Source organism: Pseudomonas sp. P1_F1_2 (assembly GCF_056405815.1).
The window spans coordinates 56,671-75,422 of record NZ_JBFUBK010000016.1; the positions used below are offsets into that span (position 1 = coordinate 56,671).

Annotated in this window: 13 protein-coding genes; 5 read left to right on the forward strand and 8 right to left on the reverse strand. The window is 56.7% G+C overall.

The window, feature by feature from the left end; genetic code table 11:
* Window positions 1-43: 43 nt before the first annotated feature.
* Both AC1D2P_RS07285 and AC1D2P_RS07290 read left to right on the forward strand, forming a co-directional pair.
* Window positions 44-1,150, forward strand: coding sequence for an alkene reductase (locus AC1D2P_RS07285; RefSeq protein WP_477757385.1), 1,107 nt, complete (start codon window positions 44-46; stop codon window positions 1,148-1,150).
* 120 nt (window positions 1,151-1,270) lie between these two features.
* On the forward strand, window positions 1,271-2,482 hold the full coding sequence (locus AC1D2P_RS07290; protein WP_477757386.1) for an MFS transporter: 1,212 nt from the start codon (window positions 1,271-1,273) through the stop codon (window positions 2,480-2,482).
* A gap of 87 nt (window positions 2,483-2,569) precedes the next feature.
* On the opposite strand, the gene AC1D2P_RS07295 is transcribed toward AC1D2P_RS07290, so the two are convergent.
* On the reverse strand, window positions 2,570-3,514 hold the full coding sequence (locus AC1D2P_RS07295) for a GlxA family transcriptional regulator (protein WP_477757403.1): 945 nt from the start codon (window positions 3,512-3,514) through the stop codon (window positions 2,570-2,572).
* A gap of 305 nt (window positions 3,515-3,819) precedes the next feature.
* Between AC1D2P_RS07295 and AC1D2P_RS07300 the strand changes: the two genes are divergently transcribed.
* Entirely contained in the window at window positions 3,820-4,542 is a 723-nt protein-coding gene (locus tag AC1D2P_RS07300) for an SDR family NAD(P)-dependent oxidoreductase (RefSeq protein ID WP_477757387.1), read from the forward strand.
* A 673-nt stretch (window positions 4,543-5,215) separates the two neighbouring features.
* On the opposite strand, the gene AC1D2P_RS07305 is transcribed toward AC1D2P_RS07300, so the two are convergent.
* The 6 genes from AC1D2P_RS07305 to AC1D2P_RS07330 form a co-directional block, all read right to left on the reverse strand.
* Complete coding sequence (locus tag AC1D2P_RS07305; RefSeq protein WP_477757388.1) at window positions 5,216-5,548, reverse strand: hypothetical protein; 333 nt, start codon at window positions 5,546-5,548, stop codon at window positions 5,216-5,218.
* Window positions 5,549-5,836: 288 nt separating this feature from the next.
* The gene (locus tag AC1D2P_RS07310; protein ID WP_477757389.1) at window positions 5,837-7,189 is read right to left on the reverse strand and encodes a hypothetical protein; all 1,353 of its coding nucleotides are present in this window, start codon (window positions 7,187-7,189) and stop codon (window positions 5,837-5,839) included.
* Window positions 7,186-13,494, reverse strand: a complete 6,309-nt coding sequence (locus AC1D2P_RS07315; RefSeq protein WP_477757390.1) for an AAA domain-containing protein — start codon at window positions 13,492-13,494, stop codon at window positions 7,186-7,188. Before AC1D2P_RS07315 ends, AC1D2P_RS07310 begins: the two co-directional genes overlap by 4 nt.
* A gap of 12 nt (window positions 13,495-13,506) precedes the next feature.
* The gene (locus tag AC1D2P_RS07320; RefSeq protein WP_477757391.1) at window positions 13,507-14,151 is read right to left on the reverse strand and encodes a 4Fe-4S single cluster domain-containing protein; all 645 of its coding nucleotides are present in this window, start codon (window positions 14,149-14,151) and stop codon (window positions 13,507-13,509) included.
* A gap of 2 nt (window positions 14,152-14,153) precedes the next feature.
* Window positions 14,154-15,986, reverse strand: coding sequence for an AAA family ATPase (locus AC1D2P_RS07325; protein ID WP_477811366.1), 1,833 nt, complete (start codon window positions 15,984-15,986; stop codon window positions 14,154-14,156).
* Between the two features lie 286 nt (window positions 15,987-16,272).
* Window positions 16,273-16,461 carry an AbrB/MazE/SpoVT family DNA-binding domain-containing protein gene (locus tag AC1D2P_RS07330; protein WP_477757393.1) on the reverse strand — a complete coding sequence of 63 codons (189 nt, stop codon included), beginning with the start codon at window positions 16,459-16,461 and terminating at the stop codon, window positions 16,273-16,275.
* A 144-nt stretch (window positions 16,462-16,605) separates the two neighbouring features.
* Between AC1D2P_RS07330 and AC1D2P_RS07335 the strand changes: the two genes are divergently transcribed.
* A complete protein-coding gene (locus AC1D2P_RS07335; protein ID WP_477757394.1) occupies window positions 16,606-17,013 on the forward strand; it encodes an antitoxin Xre/MbcA/ParS toxin-binding domain-containing protein in 408 nt (135 codons plus the stop codon).
* Window positions 17,014-17,307: 294 nt separating this feature from the next.
* On the opposite strand, the gene AC1D2P_RS07340 is transcribed toward AC1D2P_RS07335, so the two are convergent.
* Window positions 17,308-17,592, reverse strand: coding sequence for a helix-turn-helix domain-containing protein (locus tag AC1D2P_RS07340; RefSeq protein WP_477757395.1), 285 nt, complete (start codon window positions 17,590-17,592; stop codon window positions 17,308-17,310).
* A gap of 553 nt (window positions 17,593-18,145) precedes the next feature.
* Here AC1D2P_RS07340 and AC1D2P_RS07345 point away from each other — a divergent pair.
* The gene (locus tag AC1D2P_RS07345) at window positions 18,146-18,511 is read left to right on the forward strand and encodes a histone-like nucleoid-structuring protein, MvaT/MvaU family (RefSeq protein ID WP_477757396.1); all 366 of its coding nucleotides are present in this window, start codon (window positions 18,146-18,148) and stop codon (window positions 18,509-18,511) included.
* The last annotated feature ends 241 nt before the right edge of the window (window positions 18,512-18,752 follow it).

The window sequence follows — 18,752 nt, forward strand, 5'->3', positions numbered from 1 at the left end:
GGATATCCAATGGCTCTACACATACACTTCAATCGAGGCAACCATGTCCAAACTTCATTCCCCAGTTAAAGTCGGGCGGTTCACCTTCGCCCACCGCATTGTATTGGCACCGCTGACCCGCATGCGTGCCGAAGATGGCGCTCGTCCTGGCGCCCTGATGGCCGAGTACTACGCCCAGCGCACCTCCGAAGGCGGTTTCCTGATCGGTGAAGCCACCATCGCCGCGCCAAACGGCAACGGCTATCTCGGCGCACCAGGCCTATTCGACGACAGCCAGATCGTGGGCTGGAAACACGTCACTGACGCCGTGCACGCCAAAGGCGGCAAGATTTTCCTGCAGCTTTATCATGCGGGTCGCCAATCCAATGTCGACGTGCAGCCTGCAAACAGCATCCCCGTCGGCCCATCGGAAATCCTGCACGGCGGCGTGGCTTACACCACCGAAGGTTGGGTACCCAATACCCCGAACCGCGCCCTGAGCATCGAAGAGATCGCAGGCCTGGTAGAAAACTTCCGCAGCGCTGCCGAGCGCGGCGTGAAAGCCGGTTTTGACGGCGTGGAACTGCATGGCGCCAACGGCTATTTGATCGACCAGTTCCTGCAGGACAACAGCAACAAGCGCACCGACATTTACGGCGGCTCGTTCGAGAACCGCGCACGCTTCCTGCTGGAAGTGACCAATGCGCTGATTTCGGTGTGGGGCAGTGATCGCGTGGCGGTACGTGTCGGCCCGAGCGGCACCTGGGGTGACATGGGCGACAGCGATCCGGAAGGCCTGTTTACCTACGTAGCGCAGCAACTGGCGCCGCTGAACCTGGCTTACCTGCACCTGATCGAGCCGCGCATCCTGGGCAACATCGAGGACGAGAATGCCGACCCTGCGCCGGTCGCAGCCCAACTGATGCGCAAACACTACAAAGGCGTGATCATTGCTGCCGGTGGCTTTAACGGCGAATCCGCCGAGGCCATCATTCAGGCTGGCGACGCCGATCTGGTGGCCTTCGGTCGCCACTTCATCGCCAACCCGGACTTGCCGGAGCGCCTGCGTCACAATCTGCCACTGAACGCTTATGACCGTCCGACCTTTTTTGGTGGTACCGAGGTGGGTTACACCGACTACCAGTTCTATCAAGAAGAAGCGATTGCGTAACGTCTTTCGCCAAGCTCGAGTTGCTTTAGCGCAGAGACCAAACGAAGCCCCCTCGCGGGGGCTTTTTTATGTGTACATGCGATCTACAGGGCGCCATCATTTTTTCACAGCTGGAATACCATGAACTCAACCCAATTCATCAAAAGCAACCGGCCGCTGTATTGGCTGGCCTTAGGCACGTTTGCCGTCGGTACCGAAAGCTTCATGATCGCGGGCCTGCTTCCCGGAATGGCGACGGATCTTGGCGTTAGCGTGGCCATGGCGGGCCAGTTGGTCACTGTATTTGCTCTGGCCTATGCACTGAGCTCTCCAGTGCTGGCGGCGCTGACCGGGAACCTGAACCGGCGCAGGCTGCTGATCGGTGCCATGGCGTTATTTGCGGTGGCCAATCTGCTGGCCTTCACGGCCAGTGGCTATTGGTCGTTGATGGCCGCGAGAGTGGTGCTGGCACTCGCGGCTGCAGTGTATGTACCCGGTGCGAACGCACTGGCCAGCGTGGTCGTGCCGCCCGAACAGCGTGGCCGCGCCATAGGCATCGTCAACGGTGGCCTGTCGCTCGCCATTGCCCTGGGTGTTCCGGCGGGCACAGTGCTGGGGGCGGCAATGGGATGGCGCGCCACGTTCGGCAGCGTCGCGATTATTGCCGCGTTGGCCGTTGCCGGTTTGCTGATAGGCCTCCCACGCGAGATAGGAACCGGACTCGCCACTGCCAGCTTGCGCCAGCGCATTTCAACGGCGGCTCAGCCTGCGGTTTTGCATACGCTGCTGATCACTACGTTGTGGGCGATGGCGAGCTACACCACTTACACCTATCTCGCTCCGCTTTTTGAAGCCACCACCTTCATAAATGGTCCGGTGATAGGCTTCGTGCTATTTGGCTGGGGTGTTTCAGCCGCAATCGGCCTGGCCATCAGCGGCCGAGCGGTAGACCGCAAAGGTCCGCGCGCAGTGATCCTGCCAGCCTTGGCGACATCCACTACCGCGTTCGTCGTCCTGTCGCTGGCGCCGCACTTTATCGGTAAACAGTTTGCGATTGTGCCGATTGTCCTCGCCATCGCTGCCTGGGGCGTGGCGCATTGGGCTTTTTATCCTGCCCAGCAAACTACGCTGGTCGGCGTGGCTGGCGTTGCGAGCGCGCCAGTGGTGTTGTCGCTCAACGCCTCCTTCATGTACCTCGGTTTCTCACTGGGTGCGGGTCTCGGCTCTCTGACATTGCACTACAGCTCATTGGCCAACCTTGGCTTTGTCAGTGCCCTCTGCGCAGCAACGGCCTTGGCCTTGGCCTATACATCGGGTCGCCGACCTGCACCGCAACTTCAACCTTCAAATTAAATAATCTACACGCTCAAAAAGTAGCGTTCCAAGAATGAATAACGGCGGCCAATGGCCGCCGTTATTCTGCTGCGAAAAACTAGAAGCTTATACCTCAGCGTTGGAACCGAAGGTCCGGCGCAACGATTGCGGGGATTGACCATACACGCGCAGGAAGGCCCGACGCATACGCTCACGGTCGCCAAAGCCGGTCTCCGCGGCCACCGCTTCAAGCGTTAGTCGCCCCTGTTCGATCATCAATCGGGCGGCCTCCAGACGTAGATTCTCAATGGCCTTGGCGGGGGAGCTTCCGGTCTGCTCGCGAAAGCTTCGACTGAATTGCCGAGGACTCAGGCACGCCGCATCCGCCAGGTCTTCTACGGAAAGGTCGCGCCGCAGGTTTTTTCGAGCGAAGTCCAGCGACTGCTGAATGCGGTCGGAGCTCGGACTCAGTTCCAGCATCGCAGAATGCTGGGACTGCCCACCCGCGCGGCGATGATAAAGCACCAGCCGCTGCGAGACGGTCCGGGCCAGCGCGGCACCGTAATCCTTCTCGACCATACCGATGGTTAAATCGAGCGCAGCGGTCATGCCTGCCGAGGTCCAGATCTTGCCATCGATAATGAAGATGCGATCTTCTTCTACTTTAATTGCGGGGAATCTATCGCGCATTTCCTTGGCACGAGCCCAGTGCACTGTAGCTCGACGCCCATCGAGCAGACCGGACTCGGCAAGCGCGAAAGCGCCGACGCACAAAGCGCCTACCCGCCGGGAATTGGCATTGGCTTCAACCAGAAAGGAATGAATACCGTTCGACGCCGAACTGCGATCCATTGCACCGCTGATCAAGACGGTATCGAAATCAGTCTTGTTGAACTGCTGAGTATCAACCGAAGTGAACAGGGAGCTGGCGACCAAGCCACCATGCTCGGATAGCACACTAATGTCGTAGAGTTTTTCACCCGCGGCCAGGTTGGCAAACTCGAAAGCTGAAAGCGCAGCAAGGCTCATCACCTGAAAATCGGGCCGTACGATTAACGCCACACTTTGCATAAAAACTCCCGTTCGCCCAGTTGAACACTGGCTTGACGCATGAATGTCTGGTGACAGGCGAAACGTCAGCATGCGCGAAAATCGCGGGACTGCAAGCAGAACCGCGATTTCGAGGAGGTTAGCGTTTAGCGCCGGATAAATTCAGTAAGGCCGATACTGAGGTACGAGAAACTTCGGAATGCCAACATTTCCGCCATAAACTTGACCGGCCCAAGGCCGAAAATGATGGTTTTACGGCCTTTACCGACATACGGGCGTTCACTACTCTGGCCCTATTTCGTGCACTCGCCTTTGGAGCAAACCGCATGACTCATAAAGGCACGGCCGTTATAACCGGCGCTGGTACAGCAATAGGCATAGCTTTCGCCCACCGACTGACTCAGCGGGGCTACGACTTGATTTTAATTGCGGTGGATCGGCCGCAACTATTGACGCTTGCTACAGCGCTCACTGACTCCAGCGGACGATCGGTGGAAGTGCTGAATGCCGATTTGGCAGTGTCCGCCGAAGTTGTCCGCATCGAGGCCTTGTTAAGCCAGGACGCCAGTATCACATTGCTCATCAACCATCACGACATCACTGAGGAAAATGAGATAGGGGCCACAATCGCCTTGGGGATCACTGCTCCCGTACGCTTGTTCTACGCATTGGCAAATGGTTTCGTAAAGAGGGGCGCCGGAACGGTTATCAATCTGCTGCCCGTGTTCGAGGCGAGTTCCGATGCTGCCATTGAGTCGGCGAACAGCGCTTTTTTGCTCTCGCTATCCCACGCGCTGCGGCAGCATTTCAATAAAGTCGCAGTACGCGTTCAAGCAATTTTGTATGCAGGTTCACAGCAAACCCAATATCAAGGCGCAGTGGCCATTGTGGATGCCGCGTTAGAGGATTTTGATTCTGGAGAAGCCATCTCGCTACCCAAGTTTGCCGATCGGGTGATATGGAATAAATTCGAGGTTGCCCGACTGGAATTGCTCAGTCGGGTAGCAGGGGGGCCCAATATCGTCTCACCTGCACGTCTGCTCCATTGACCTAGGGTGGGTAGCGAATGCATGTCTCCCCGCTAAGTGATTACAGGCATCCTCGTCCAAATAGAGCGGATATCCGACCATCTTAGTTCAGGACCTTTGGGCACGACATAGGTCATCCTGTTAACCAAGCTGTTGGACGCGGCGCACCTATCCTGGTTTGCTAATGATGAAAATCCTCGGGTCGCTTCTGCCGGATAGACTGCTCATGACGGTGAGCCACTTTCCGCAAACGGCCGCTATGGGGCGATTTCGGCTTGGGACGACAGGCAGCTATTGGCCGATTCTGTTGAAAAAGTCGGCCATGGTTTGCGCGTCAGAGAAGTAAGCGTCCGAGATTGAAATCTTTACTTTTGGCAGTGGCTTGCGGACTCGGATTTCACGTAGCAGTGCGCAAAAAAGGCATTTTCACCATCCAATGAGCAGTCAGTTTTAGATGACGACTTTTTCAACAGAATCGGCCGATTTCAGCCTGTCGCGACCCTCAGTTATGTGGCTTGGGCTGGCGAGCAATTATCATTGAGAGCGGTATGGAGTGAGGATGTTAAATCCAGTCCGGGATACGACTACCGCCCCCTAATCTTTGAGGCTTCATTCGACACGACCCTGTTGCGCGCTCCGCGGTAACCGAATGCGGTTTAATGCCCAGGCGGGTGAGCCAAAGGGAAGTACCCACTTACATCGACTTGACCGATACCACTTCCACAAATCTGAATTTTTTTCTGGCTGTCTTAGTAGCTTCTTGTTCTGCAACTAGGGAGCTCAGCGTATCGGCCTCATGTACCATCTCGTGCATCTCGCCTTCAAATTCATTTCCCACACGGAGCGTGACTCTCAACCTAGGTGTGAAGCCTTTCGAGACTGACTTTTTCTTCTCTGCCTTCACCGGTTGCACGATCACAACATCCGGGACTGTGTCCTGCACGTCCGGGTGAATTGCCGGAGCAGAGGGCTCAGGATCACCGAATAGTGCCCGGCGCATCTCATCTTCCATCAATTCTGTATTCACGCTATTTCTCAGAAGGGTGTTATCTATACCTGATCGATTCTATTAGGATGACCAGACTCTGTTGTAAAGCGTCGCTGGGGTGAGAACGAACCATTGCGGTCTGTCACGAAGGCTGCAATCGACTCTGAGCGGGCGCTAGTAAACGTTCGTTGGGCGGGCTTTCAAGGCCGCACTGAGCGCTGTGTTCAGCGAAGAACAATGCTAATCGATGGGGCTCTGTGACTCCGTCACACCAGTTGAGCAGAATGTGAGAAAGCCGCGCTTACGAGAGCGGTGAACTGTAGTGTTTTATACTGTTTTTTGCTGAGCAATGACCGCTTCCGCGTCCTGTATGGAAGCGCTCGCTTCTTTGAGCGGAACTTCACCTACTGAGAGGGAGCGTTCGATCAATAACTCGCTGCCCCTGTCTTTTAATAGCGCTTGTAACCGCTGAAACTCGCTACACCAAATAGTTTCAATATCTCGATCCCGGGTTTTGTCACGGTCACCGCTGAGAGCTACTGCACGAACCTGCAGACGACCATTGTCGGCCTTGCCGCCAACTTCTACGCCATAACCGGGAGTGGCTACTTTGCGCAGCACGACCTTACCAGTTTCCGCCCAAGCGGTCGCCATGCCTTCGCGTACTTCGTAACCGAGGCTGGCCAATCCACTTAGCACGGCTTCGCGGCGGGCCAGGGCTGCCTCTGCCTGCAAATGGGTCCCGACAAAGGCTTCACACTGCTCGGTCAGTCCCGCAATCGTCTCTAGGTTGGTGACGGTAGTACAGGTGCTGATTTGACTTAACAGCGCGGTATAGTCAGTACCTGCCTGTGTTCCCATTTCACTGGCCAAGTCCTGTAGCCGTTCGAGGCTCTCTCGCTTGTTTTTGAATGTACGAGTGGATGAGGCCAAGTCGAGGACGAGACTGTCGAGCAGCAGATTACGCCGTTGCGATTCGGGTTCCGCCTCGGCTCTTTCCTGCGCGTGAAGGAATGACGCGGCGCTGTCGATACCCTGCAGCAGCTGCAGTTCAGCGATGTGTCGGTTTATGCGTTGCAGGCGTATATCGGGCAACGTATCAGGGTGTCGGGCAGCCATCCATTCGCTCAAGGAGTTCGGAGTGTCATCGACCTTGAGTTGCTGTGCCAAGGCTCGCTGGGCTTCGCTGAGCGTCTCTTTCTGATCGGCCTTGGCCAATTGGGCGAAACCCGCAGCCAGCAGACGCTCGCCATCTTCCTTGATGATGCCGTTGGCTAATTGCGTGAGAGAACGCAACACGTCTTGATCGGTGCCTTCGGAGCGCGCTTGCAATGCCTCAAGCAATGTTGCGGCGTTCTCCTTAAGGCGTAGTTCGCGTTGGCGTCGCTGAGCGGCACGAATTATCGCGCGTTCTTCGCGATCCTCCAGGTCTCGGCGTAGGTGCTCGATCTCGGCTGGTACGGCCTTCTGCAGCTCAGCAAAGCGCTCTTGCGCCAACAGAGCGCGCAGGCGATCGCGTCGGGCGAAGGTGGCGACGCACTCGAGTTCGTTCAGCTCTCCGACTTTACTGGCTTGCGCCTGCCAACGTGCCAAGACCAGCTCCAGGCGTTGTAGGTGGCCTTCGCAGATGGCGATGATTTCTTCCCGGGTGACAATGCGAACGACCTTCGGACCACTCATAGGCAGGTTTCCGTATCGGCTGTAGTGGGCGTCTGTTGCGACGGGGGCGTGGCCTGCATGGCCTGTTCAATGGCTTCACGCAGGCGTGCTCGCTCGCTTTCACCATTGTGATACCAAGCCTGTGACGAGACTCGGTGAATATGAGGGATGGCACGGTGCAGTACGGTCGGACGCCAGATTTCCCGGGCGCGGGCGCGCTCTAGCAGTGCGTGGCACGGGGCATCGCATTCGATGCCGATGCCGTATAGGCCCGTGTTGGCGTTCTCGATGGCGAAGTCGAGACCGAAGGCGTCGCCCTCGCTGGCAGGGGCGGCCTGCCAGCCCAGGGAGTGAATAAACTCGCCGACCAGTCTGACGAAACCATCACGGCGTTGGCCTTGTTCTCGTTGCTGGCCGTTTCGGTCTGTCTGCAGGCGCTCAAGCAGTTTACCGCTGCTACCGAACTCACCCGCGGAGAGAGCGCGCGCGTACTCCAGATAGCCTTGCAAGTAGTCACGCGGGCTGATCGGCGCGCGATGTGTGTTGAGCATGTCGGAGATATCGGCGATCGGCATCGAGGTGATCATCACCACCTTGCGTCGTGCACGGGTCACCGCCACATTGAGGCGACGCTCGCCGCCGGTCTGTCCGAGCACACCAAAGCTGCGACGGAAGGTGCCTTGACTGTTGCGACCGAAAGTCGAAGAGAAGACGATGACGTCGCGCTCATCGCCCTGTACGTTTTCCACGTTTTTGACGAACACTGACATATCCTCGCCGTCCTCACTGCGTTCGCGCTCTTCGGTGTAGGCAGCACGGAAAAATTCGTCCTGTTCCGCACGCTGCTCCAAGTGCTCCTCGATTAACTCTGCCTGCTTTCGGTTGAACGTGACCACGCCGACCGAGGGACGTAGATCGTAGGGTTGCTGCCAGAGTTCATTGAGATACTCGACGACACGTTCGGCTTCCTCGGCGTTACTCTGGTTCTGGTATAGCCCCCCAACCTCGATCAGCTCCAGAGGCTTGATACGCAGGATGTTCGCTTGCGGATGACGGACCGGGACGTTAAGACGGTTGCCGTAGAATGAGGCATTGGAGAAGCCGATCAACTCGCGGTAGGCCGAGCGGTAGTGGATCTGCAATGTTGTGTTGGGCAGGGCGGTGCGCGCCAATTGCAACAAGTCAGGGCAGTCCTTGATCTCGCGACGATTCCAAGTGTCTTCGAAGGCTTCGCGTTGTTCCTCGTCAGCGTCAGCGTCAGGCTCGTCGCCATCGAATGTTTCGGCTTCGTCGCTTTCGATGCGGCTGGAGAAAAAAGCAGTCGGCGGCATCTGTTTCTCGTCGCCGCTGACCACGGTGATTTGACCTCTAAACAGGGTGGGCAAGGCGAATTCCACAGGCATCTGCGATGCTTCGTCGTAGATCACGGTATCGAACAGCCCGGCCTTAAGCGGCAGCACACGGCTGGCCACGTCCGGATTCATCAACCATACCGGACGTAGGCTCATTAGGCCGAGGTGGCTGCCCAGTTCGATGAATTCGCGCAGGCGCCGCGAGCGCTTGCCCGTTAGTCGGGTGACGTCCTCCCACTGTTTGTGATTGCCTAGGCGAGTAAGGTCGATGCCGTTGGCGAGTAACTCTCGGTTGAGCACACGCATCTGCGCATCGGCTTGAGCGAGGCTGGCCACTTTGGCCCGAGCCTCATCCTGACTGAACAGCAGTTCGGGGTGGGCCTGTTCAAGTCGATGTTTCCAACCTAGTCGCGCTTCGCGATTAAGCAACCGTCTTACGGCAGCCTCCAGTTGCTCGGGGGCGATGCCGTCCAATTGCTCCTGGCGCTGTCTCAGCAGTGCGAGTAGCTCCAGATCCGGCTCGGCCAGCTGACTAGCGCGGCCACGGAATGACTGATAGGCGGCGAGAAACGGCTGCGCCTCATGCAGGCGATCAAGCGTCAATTGATTGTTCAGGTTGTGCGCGATGGCGTGTTGCAGTTGTTGCACCAGCTCATCGCCCAGCCAATCCCCTAGCACTTTGAGCTGGTCAAGGCTGGACTGGCGGACCCCGTAGCGCATCAACGAGGCGTCGAGATTGTTGAGAAGCGCCTCGAGGTGTCGCTTGTCTCCAGCCAGGACGGCCTCGTCGGCTTCCTCAGGGCGCGGCGATTGCGCTATGGCGTGGGCCAGCGCCTGGATCTCTAGTAGGTGACGGATGTCGCTCTTCACTGTGCTGACCAACTCCAGGCAGGCTTGCTGGCTCACGGTCTCCAGCTCTAGTACCTGATGCAGTGTCGCCAACTCGGCGCGCAGAGGACGCCACTGAATTTCCAGGTGGATCGCGGCGTGCAGAGTAGGGAGGACATCAGCAGCGAGACTTTGCCCTTGCTCTTGAAGAACGTTGCGCAAGCGCTTGCGCCGCAGCAGATGCAACGGGTTGATGTTCGCCAGCCAGGTTCGGGTAGCCATGACCTTGGCGCAGTCGTGCGCCAAATGCCTGAGTGTCTTGCTCTCAACCAGACTCAGTGCTGGCGATAGCGTGGCTGCGTAGTGGCCCTGGTCCAACTGACCGAGCTGCTGATCGAGCTGGCGTAGTTCGCCGAGAATCGACTCACCTCTCGGCGCCTGGCCAACTTCGCGGCTGCGGAACAATGGCAGCCAGCGCGCCAAGCTTAGGCGTTGCTCTTCTTTCAAACCGAGCAGAGTAGCGACATGGGATGCTATCCAACTACGGTACGGCGTCGGATCGTCGATTTCGAAGCTGGCCGAATGCGTCTGCAGCGTGGCCTGACGGTTAATCTCGGCCTGGGTGAAACTGTTCAGGTTGTCAGTGAAGGCCTGCAAGGTCGCACGGTCGGCGGCGAATGGCTTCAACTGCTTCAACAGGCTGCCTTCGAAGCGAGAGGGTAGCCATAGACGTATCAGAGGGGCGCAGTTTTCCTCTAAACGCGTCAGGCTGGCGAGGTCGAGTGTTACCAAGCGTTGACGTAAGGCCGGGAACTCGATTGGCTCAGGACCTGCCTCCAATTCAATCAGCTCGCCGAGCAGTTGGCGATAACTAAGACCGGTGCTTTCATCGAGACGGTGCAAGCTCTGGTGGAAGCGGTCGAGTTCACCCTCCAGGGCTTCGATACGGGCAGCGATCTGCTCGCGTTGTCTCTGCCAGCTTGGCGGCCGAGTGCCGTCGGTGAACAAACGCTCCAGCTGTTCGCGGATGCTACGGATAACGGGCTCGCGGTCGCGGTTGACGTCATTGAGCATAACGATGCGTTGGCCCAGACCTTCAGCCACCAGGCGTTTGTACACCACTTCTAGCGCGGCATGCTTCTGGCAAACAACAAGCAGGCTGCGCTGACGGCCGATGGCGTCGGCGACCATATTGACGATGGTCTGGCTCTTACCTGTACCAGGCGGCCCCTCAACAAGTAGCCCTGGACTATGTCGTGACTGGATCACCGCCGCTTCCTGGGAGGGGTCGCTGGCAACAGTGAAGTACCGCTGCAACTCGTTTGGTGGTGTCACAGGCACAGCTGCATCGGCTACTTTGAGGCGCAATGCTGTTTCCAGGCCGGTGCCGACAGGCGACAGATTCTTCAGCTGGCGCAAGTCTTCGCCGATCGCCTGCCCCATGAAAGTCACATGAAAAAGTACCGCAGCGCAGCTCAGTTCATCTTGGTAAGGAGCAATTTCCACGGTACTGGGCGGTAAACTGCCGAGCGCCCGCGAGCGAACGGTAGCGAGCATACCGAAGGCATCCATCACATCCGCCACGCGGATCGACGAGCGACCTAGTAGTTCATCGGCGGTTTTACGCCAACGCTTGAAGGTTTCGGCACCGAGCACGCTTTCCAAGGCAGGGTTGAGCCGAACTTCTTCACGCTCGCTGTCAAACGCCAGGGCGGCGTGCCCCCGGCTGCCCAGTTCAAGCTGCAGCTTAACTGGCCACAGCAACAACGGGATGATCCGCGTACGCGTGGTACCGCGTGCATCGCGGTTGAGCAGGAATGGGAAACCTAAATAAAGGCCATCGATACCGGTGTCGCGTTTGTACAGCGCGCTCTGCCGGTATAGGGCATGCAGGCGTGATTCCAGTTGGCTGTTGAGCTGGAAGCTTTCCGGGTCCAGGTTCACCGCATTGGCATTGCGCTGCAACAGATGGTCGAGCAAGGCTGCGGCCGGACTGCGTTCGCTGTTCAGTTCGTTGACGTCGACGCGGGCGGTGGTCTTGCCAATGCTCATGCGCACCAACGGACCGCGCATCACGGCGGTCACTACCTTCTTCTCGAAGAACTCGAGGATCTGCGACACATACTGCTGTTTCTGTGGCTCCAGCCACTGGTTGGACGGAATGGCCAGCAGTACCAACATCTGAGCCAATGGCATGCGCCGCTCCAGACGGAAGTGCTCGGCCCATTGGTCCACTGTCGCCACGCCGCAGCGGGCGAAGCCGCGAATGCGTTCATCGACAATACGGTACAACTCCAGACGTGAATGCAGCAGCAGTTCACCCGCAGTCTCAGTATCGAACCAGCTGACGTCGGCGGTCTTGGCTAGTTCGGCGGCCTCCTCGATGATCGAGCTGGCCGAACGGAACTGGCTAATCGCGGCACTGAGCAGCACAATTAGATCCTCTTCCGCGATTACCCGTCGCTCTGAAAGTGACAGCAGCCCCGGGTGATCGGTGTCGGGAAGTAGTCGTTGGCGCTCCTGCCACTGCGTCGCCAACTTGGCACGCGAGGTCGATAGCAAGTAAATCCGTAACGGCTCCTCGACCAGCTCGATATGTTGATGCAAGGCACGCTGACGGACACTTTCCGCGCGGGTCTTCAGGCGTGACAGCCAATGGTCAGTCTGTAGCTGCTCGAGCAAGTCTGGAACCGAACCGCTGATCAGGCGATAGCCTTCCAGGGGGTGTTCGAGCAACCATCCTGGGGTCACGATCTCGCCGCGATGGATTAAGGGGATTTCTGGATTGAGAGCCTTCAGTGCCAGCATCAGGCGGAAGTCGTCCTCGATGCCTTCGTGTTGAACGATCTGACGCAAACCTGCGACCAGGGAAGGCGCCAAGCTGACCTGCTCGGCCCAGGTCACTATTACCCCACGAAGCAGGTGGTCGAGCGCCTGTTGCCAGTTGTCCGTCTGTGCCGCTGCTAGGGCGAATACGCCGGGCAAGTGATAGCGGCGCGGTCCTAACTGCAGCGTAGCGCCTTCGCCCTCATCATTCTGTTGAACGGAGGAGGGCGGTGCCTCTACCGCAATACCGTTAAGCCAGGCCTCGACCTCCGGCCATTGCCAGCGCTGGTGGCGGTCGCGCGCCAACAGCCCACGCAGCAGCAAATGGAGTTGCGGGTCGAGGTCGTCAGGGATCGGCACGCCGTTTGCCAGTACGTGGATCAGGAAGGCATTGGCATTGATGCCACTGAAGCAGGCACCCTGCGTCAGTTGCTCGAGCAGAATCATGCCCATGCTCCACCAGTCTGAAGCGGCTGCAACGCCACCTGCAATGGCCTCTGGAGCCATGTAACGACTGGTTTCTAGGGGCGAGACGATATCTAGGTCGAACTCCGACAGGCGTGCCGAGCCGAAGCCGCTGATCACCAGGTCCAGCGGTTCGCGGGAGCGAACGAGAAGACTGGCGGGGCGCAGGTCGCGATGGCGCAGGCCGGCCTCATTGAACACATGCAGCGCCTGGCCCAATTCGCTAACTACGTGACGTACGCTGGCGTTATCGCGAATGACACTGCCAAGGTCAGCCAGGGTCCCACCGCTAAGTTCCTCAATAACTTCGTAGGCGCGATCATTCCAGCGACCGGTGACGATGATCTCGGGTACATGCTCGCGCGGCAACCGGCGTATCACATCGTAGATCACTGGATCCGGCTCAGAGCCGGATCGATACAAGGTCAATACCGCTTGTTGCGCGGTTTCGTTGTGCTCCACGAGGTAGCGCTCACGAACGCCGTCGGTGTTGCTGATTTCTCGAACCAAGCGCCAGCCATCGATCAGGGTTTCCGTGACTGCTTCTGATTCCCCGCTGTCTGGCACGGAAGCGGAAGGTACCGATTGCGCGAGCTCGCCGCCACATTCGTGGCACATAAGGTCGCCTAGGTCCATCGGGTGACCATTTTCACAAAGCAAGACCGTTGCGTTGTCCGGTGCTGGGCTCACTCTGGTGATGGTCTCCTGGGTCGTAATGGCCTGGGGGCGCCATCCTTCAGGGTGGATGGGTTCTCCAGCGAGATCCCAGCCACACGCCGTCTCGAAGATGGATCCCTCGCAGAACATCTCCAGAAGCGAGCGCTCGGTGTTGCAATTGGGGCAGAAACGAATCATGGGGTACTCCATTCAGCGGCGTCGCGATGCGTGTGCGCTGATCTGTAATTGATGGCCCTGGTCCTGCAGCAGGTCGCGCAAACGCAGCAAATCACCGCGCCGAGGAATACCGGCCATCCACACGCTGCCCGTTTCGTCGAACATTAGGTCGAGTGCCTTGTCGGTGGTCATCAGTAGGCGTTCAAAGTCGCCCAAGCGCGCCCGACCCAAGGGGGTAAGCAAGTTAAGGCGTTGGTTGTCACTTCCGCGCAGAGCCATAGTTTGGCTGATGGCTTCGTCGTAGGGGTCGCTGATCAACGCATCGATCAGGCCGCTGGCCTGGCGCAGTTGGTCATCGAGGTGTTCCAGGGAATAACCGCTGTAAACGAGAATATCGACCTGACTAAGACGACGCAGGCCTTGGAGCAGGCGGATCAAGGCATCAAACTGATCGAACGGTTCGCCGCCTGAAATCGTGATGCCGTCTGCCACGTTCAGCCAGGGCGTAATCTGTTCCAGCAGTTGTGCCGTCGACAGTCGACGCTGCCCTGGTCCCCATGTATCGGCAGAAATACAGCCAGGACATCGGATGCTGCAGCCTTGAAACCAGATGCCCAGGCGCTGGCCGGGGCCCAGGGTAGTGACCGGAAAATGCACGCGCGACAGGCTCAAGTCCATGCTCAATGACGTTCCATCATCAGTCCACTATTAGTCAACTTGGTGATCGTAAAATGTTCACCTGGCTGCGCATCCTGGTCGAACAACGCTCGCGACAAGGGGTTGAGCAGGCGTGCTTCCAACTGGTTGCGGATACCCCGTCCACCGTTGGATAGGTCCTGCAAGCAAAGGCTGTGCAAGGTTTGGCGTGCCTCGGCTGTCAATTCTATAAACAGCTCCTGTCCCTGGAGGTCGCTAAAGGTAGCGTTGACCATCTGCTCGAAGATTTGTACGGCGACATCCTCGCGGATAAAGTCGAAGACGATAATGTTCTCGCCAATACGATTGAGAATTTCCGGTCGGTTAAGCACCAGCTTGAAATGCCGGTCGATCTCGCTATGCACCTTGTTCTGAACCTGTTCGAAGGCTTCGCCAGGCAGCACATTAGCCACCCGTTCGCCGTTGTCGCCTTGACGGTAGATGCCCAGGTTGGAGGTGAACACAATCAGTGCTTCAGAGAAGTACACTCGATCTCCGCGGCCGGAGGTGAGTACACCGTCATCAAGGATCTGCAGAAATTTGTCGAGGATGCGAGGGTGGGCTTTTTCAATTTCATCGAATAGCACTACGCTGAACGGTTTCTCCCGAATCGCATTGGTCAACTCGCCGCCGACGTCATAGCCAACGTAGCCGGGCGGTGCGCCGATCAAGCGCTGATCTGCATGTTCAGCACTAAATTCTGACATGTCGAAGCGTATATACGCGCTTTCTTCGCCAAACAGCAGACTGGTGATGGTCTTGGCCAATTCAGTTTTGCCCACCCCGGTCGGGCCGGCGAGGAAGGCCACGCCCCTGGGCCGATTGCCCTTGCGGGCGGCGCCGACACCGGTCATCGCGCGCTTGACGATGTCGAGCATGTGAGTCACTGCATGCTCTTGGCCTTTGACCCGCTGGTGAACGATGGCGTCTGCCTGGCGAATTCGCTGACGATCAATTTTTAGCCAAGGGTCTTCGGTAACACCGATCTTATAGCGGCGCACGGCATCGGCGATCTTTTCCATAGGTACACTCTCTACCCGTGCCAATTGCGCGATGGCACTGAGATCGAGCAACAACAGCCCCTCAGTGTTTTGCACAAACGCTTCAACAGCCTGGGTAGTGGTTTCTTCGCTGGCGCCCTGACTACCTGTGAGCGCTTTTAGCAGAGCGGGCGCGAGTGCTCGGCGGAAAACTTGATCAGGTTTGGACACCGGAATATGGCGAAGGCGTGGGTTGTCGACCAAAAACCAATCAGGTAGATCACCTTCCTTTTCCACTAGCCAGATCAGAGAGTTAAAGAACGGTTTACGCAACTCAGTCGCAGGACGGCTACGGGCCTGATGGGATTGCACAAGAGCTTGGGTGAACAGTTGGTGTTCAGCAGCGTTGAGTGAATCGTTACGCATTACTAGGCGCGAAGCGAAGTCAACCAACAGCGCGACGGGCTCGCCGGTTCGGCCCACCAGGCGCGGTAAGGTGGCGCTTAACAGATCGATACCTGCTGGCGCGACCCCGTCAATTAGGGTCAAACCAAGTTCCTGCATGAATGTCTGGCCAGTTGCAGGATCAGTACCGGGCTTACCAATGGACCGGAAACCGGATACCGGGTCCCAGACAAGCACGTGGGCATAGCCTGCATCGAGCAGGGCATTACAAAGGGTCTGATTGAAGCTCTGCGCGGTTACTGTCCCAGGTGTCACTTCGCTTGCTTGCAGATCGCGAATGTTGCCTGACAGTACGAATTGGCTCTTCAGCGGCAGGAAGCGCAACAGGTCGCGCAGCCAACGTGGGCTTTCAAATATCTTAGTCCCTGACATATTTCAGCTCGTAACATTCGGCGGATACACGCAGGGTATTGCTCACTGCAGGTATTTTCCAGCCCAACTCAACCAAAGCTTTGGGAAATGATAGGAGGTCAATAAGATTGGTCGCTGTGTTTGTCCTCGGATAGTCGACTCTGGAGAGAGGAGCGATCAATATATGTACTTGAGCAAAATGGATTTCGAAGGCGATTCCAAGTCAAAAAAAACCGCACAGGGAAGCAGGTTTGGGTTCTTACCGGTTTTCGAAAAATCGAGGCCGTTCTGACGAGTAGAGCAAAGTTCAGGGCGAGGACGATGTATTGTGCTTCGGCTTCAGGACTATCGCGCCATCTACCATCTCGATGGTCAACTCGTCCCCAAGACCTAAACCTAATCTCGCAAGCAATTCTGGCGGCAGATCAACGATGACGTCGCCAGTTCCATCCGCGGTTTCCTGGCATTTGACTGTCCAGCGTTCGTTTTCGCTCATGATCGTTTGACTCTCATTCCATCGTAGGGGGCGTTTCATTATGCTCATGCTTAGTTCTACTCGGACGGATATTACCGGCCGTCGATGGACGGTCGCTACCTGTCGCGAAAGGTGCACGGAAAATGCCGAACAAGAGGGTGCCCTATGTTTGCTGAAATTTTGCGTGAGGATGCATATGGTGCCTACCGGGTGCGGTTGGAAGCACTTCTCCATATTCCCACGGACGCTTCAGATCGGGACATCCACGAACTGATCGAAGCTGGTTTCTCGGCTAGTAATGTCAAAGCCCTTTGCGACTTTGGCAGAATGAGTCCGCTAGAGCGCGACCAGATAATTTCGCCCCAAGCTCTCAAAACCAAGCTGGGGCGCGGCCAGCGATTGACGGTGGACGAGAGCGATCGCCTGTTTCGTGTTGCACGCATCATCGCCGTGGCCCAGACGCTCTTTGGGGTCGACGAAAAGGCCAAGCGCTGGCTCTCCAAGTCTAAGGATCGCTTTTCGGGTAAAAGCCCATTTGCGATGCTTTCAACCATCGGGCACCCGCCGGGTTGAGGAGATGCTGATTCAGTTAGCAGAAGGGTTGGCATTCTGATTCTATGGCGCATTAGCGCTTTGCAGATAGACAGGCTGCGGGGAGAGGCTGATCAACGGCAGGTGACATATCGCCGTAAAACCAGTCGCCTACCTGACCAGCACGCCATCGGGGCCATGCTGGAGATTCTCGTATACCTTGAGATTGACTAGGGGACTTCCCCGGAAACCTCAAGTTGCTCAAGATCGATATACCTGACTCAGTGCGAGACGCAAGACAACGCTCCGCAATAATTCGACATCACCGGCTCCGAGCTAAGAGTTTTGGTCCGTGTTGATTTCACGCCGAATACGTTCAAGCAACGCGTCTAAATCCGTATCAGGCTCGAGGAGCAAAAAACTCTCAAGAAGAAGGGTAAGCGGGTGTACCCCCATTCTACCTGCAAGCTCCGATGCCTTCTCCAGCGTGACATTTTTAAGGCCACGTTCAAGGGTGCTGAGATATGTCCTGCTGCTGACAATTCCAAAATCTTCTTGGGTCAAACCCCGACGAAGACGTGTATTACGTAACGCAATAGCGAACGCTTCCCTCAGTTCCATTTTGTTTCACTCACAAAAGGAACGATGAAGCCTTTTTGAACTCTATAGAGCTACAATCTATAGTGTTCATTTTGGGAGGGGTTTATGCCCGCACTTCAGATTAGCGCCAGTCAGTTAATCGACAAGGCTCTGCCTAACGTCGTCAGGCAAAGATGGGTTGCTGCAACGCCACAGCTTCCCTTTGACTACGAAGTAACGTCCATCAGGTGTCGTTGGGTACATGTCTGAAGTTCCACTCGGATTTTCGTTGTAATGGACACCAGCAACGGTTCTGTTCTGAGCAAATGGATGGGGCCGACGTGTGATGCGCAGCATTCCCCATAACATGGAAAATTGCTATCGCCATCCAAGCGGCGATCATGCTGAAGAAGGTCACTGTAAAGCTCATAAATCTCTCCCATCGCTTTGTCGTCTTCCAGTTCTCCTAATAGGTGACTTTGTGCAAGCGGTGAGATTCAAATCATTGGAGGATATTTGAGCTCTTGGCTTGGTGGTTGGTGTAGGGCTCTCTTTTTGGTGTAACGTTAGAGCATTAATCCAGAAGAGGTTTTCCATGTCCAAGCTCGCTGAATACCGTCAACTTGAAAAACATCTAGCCGAACAGCTCGCAGCACTTGAAACTTTAAAAGGGGATGCGGGCCTTAAACAGGAAATCGAATTCGAAACGAAACTGCGCGCTTTGCTCGCCAAATATGGTTACAGCTTGAAAGACGTGGTCAATTTGCTTGATCCTCAAGCTAGTCGCCGCGCTCCAGCCACCGAATCTAAAGCGGGCAGCCGCAAGCCTCGCCAAGTGAAGATTTACAAGAATCCTGAATCTGGTGAAGTCGTGGAAACCAAAGGTGGCAACCACAAAATCCTGAAAGAATGGAAAGCGAAATACGGTGCAGACAAGGTTGAATCCTGGCTGAGCATGTGATTTCGGATTGAGTAAAAAAGGGCCCTGAACAGACTGTGTGAAAACCTAGCAATCTGCGCAAAGCTCAAAGAAAATGCTCCGTATCGAAAGATACGGAGCATTTTTCGTTATGGCTTACATCCAAGGTGAGTCCCGTAGCCAGACCAGTCTGTTCCCGGTCTCGCTGGAAGAACTGATCCCCGAGGATCATCTCGTTCGGGTTATTGACCTGTACGTCGCCAAGCTGGATCTGGTGCAACTG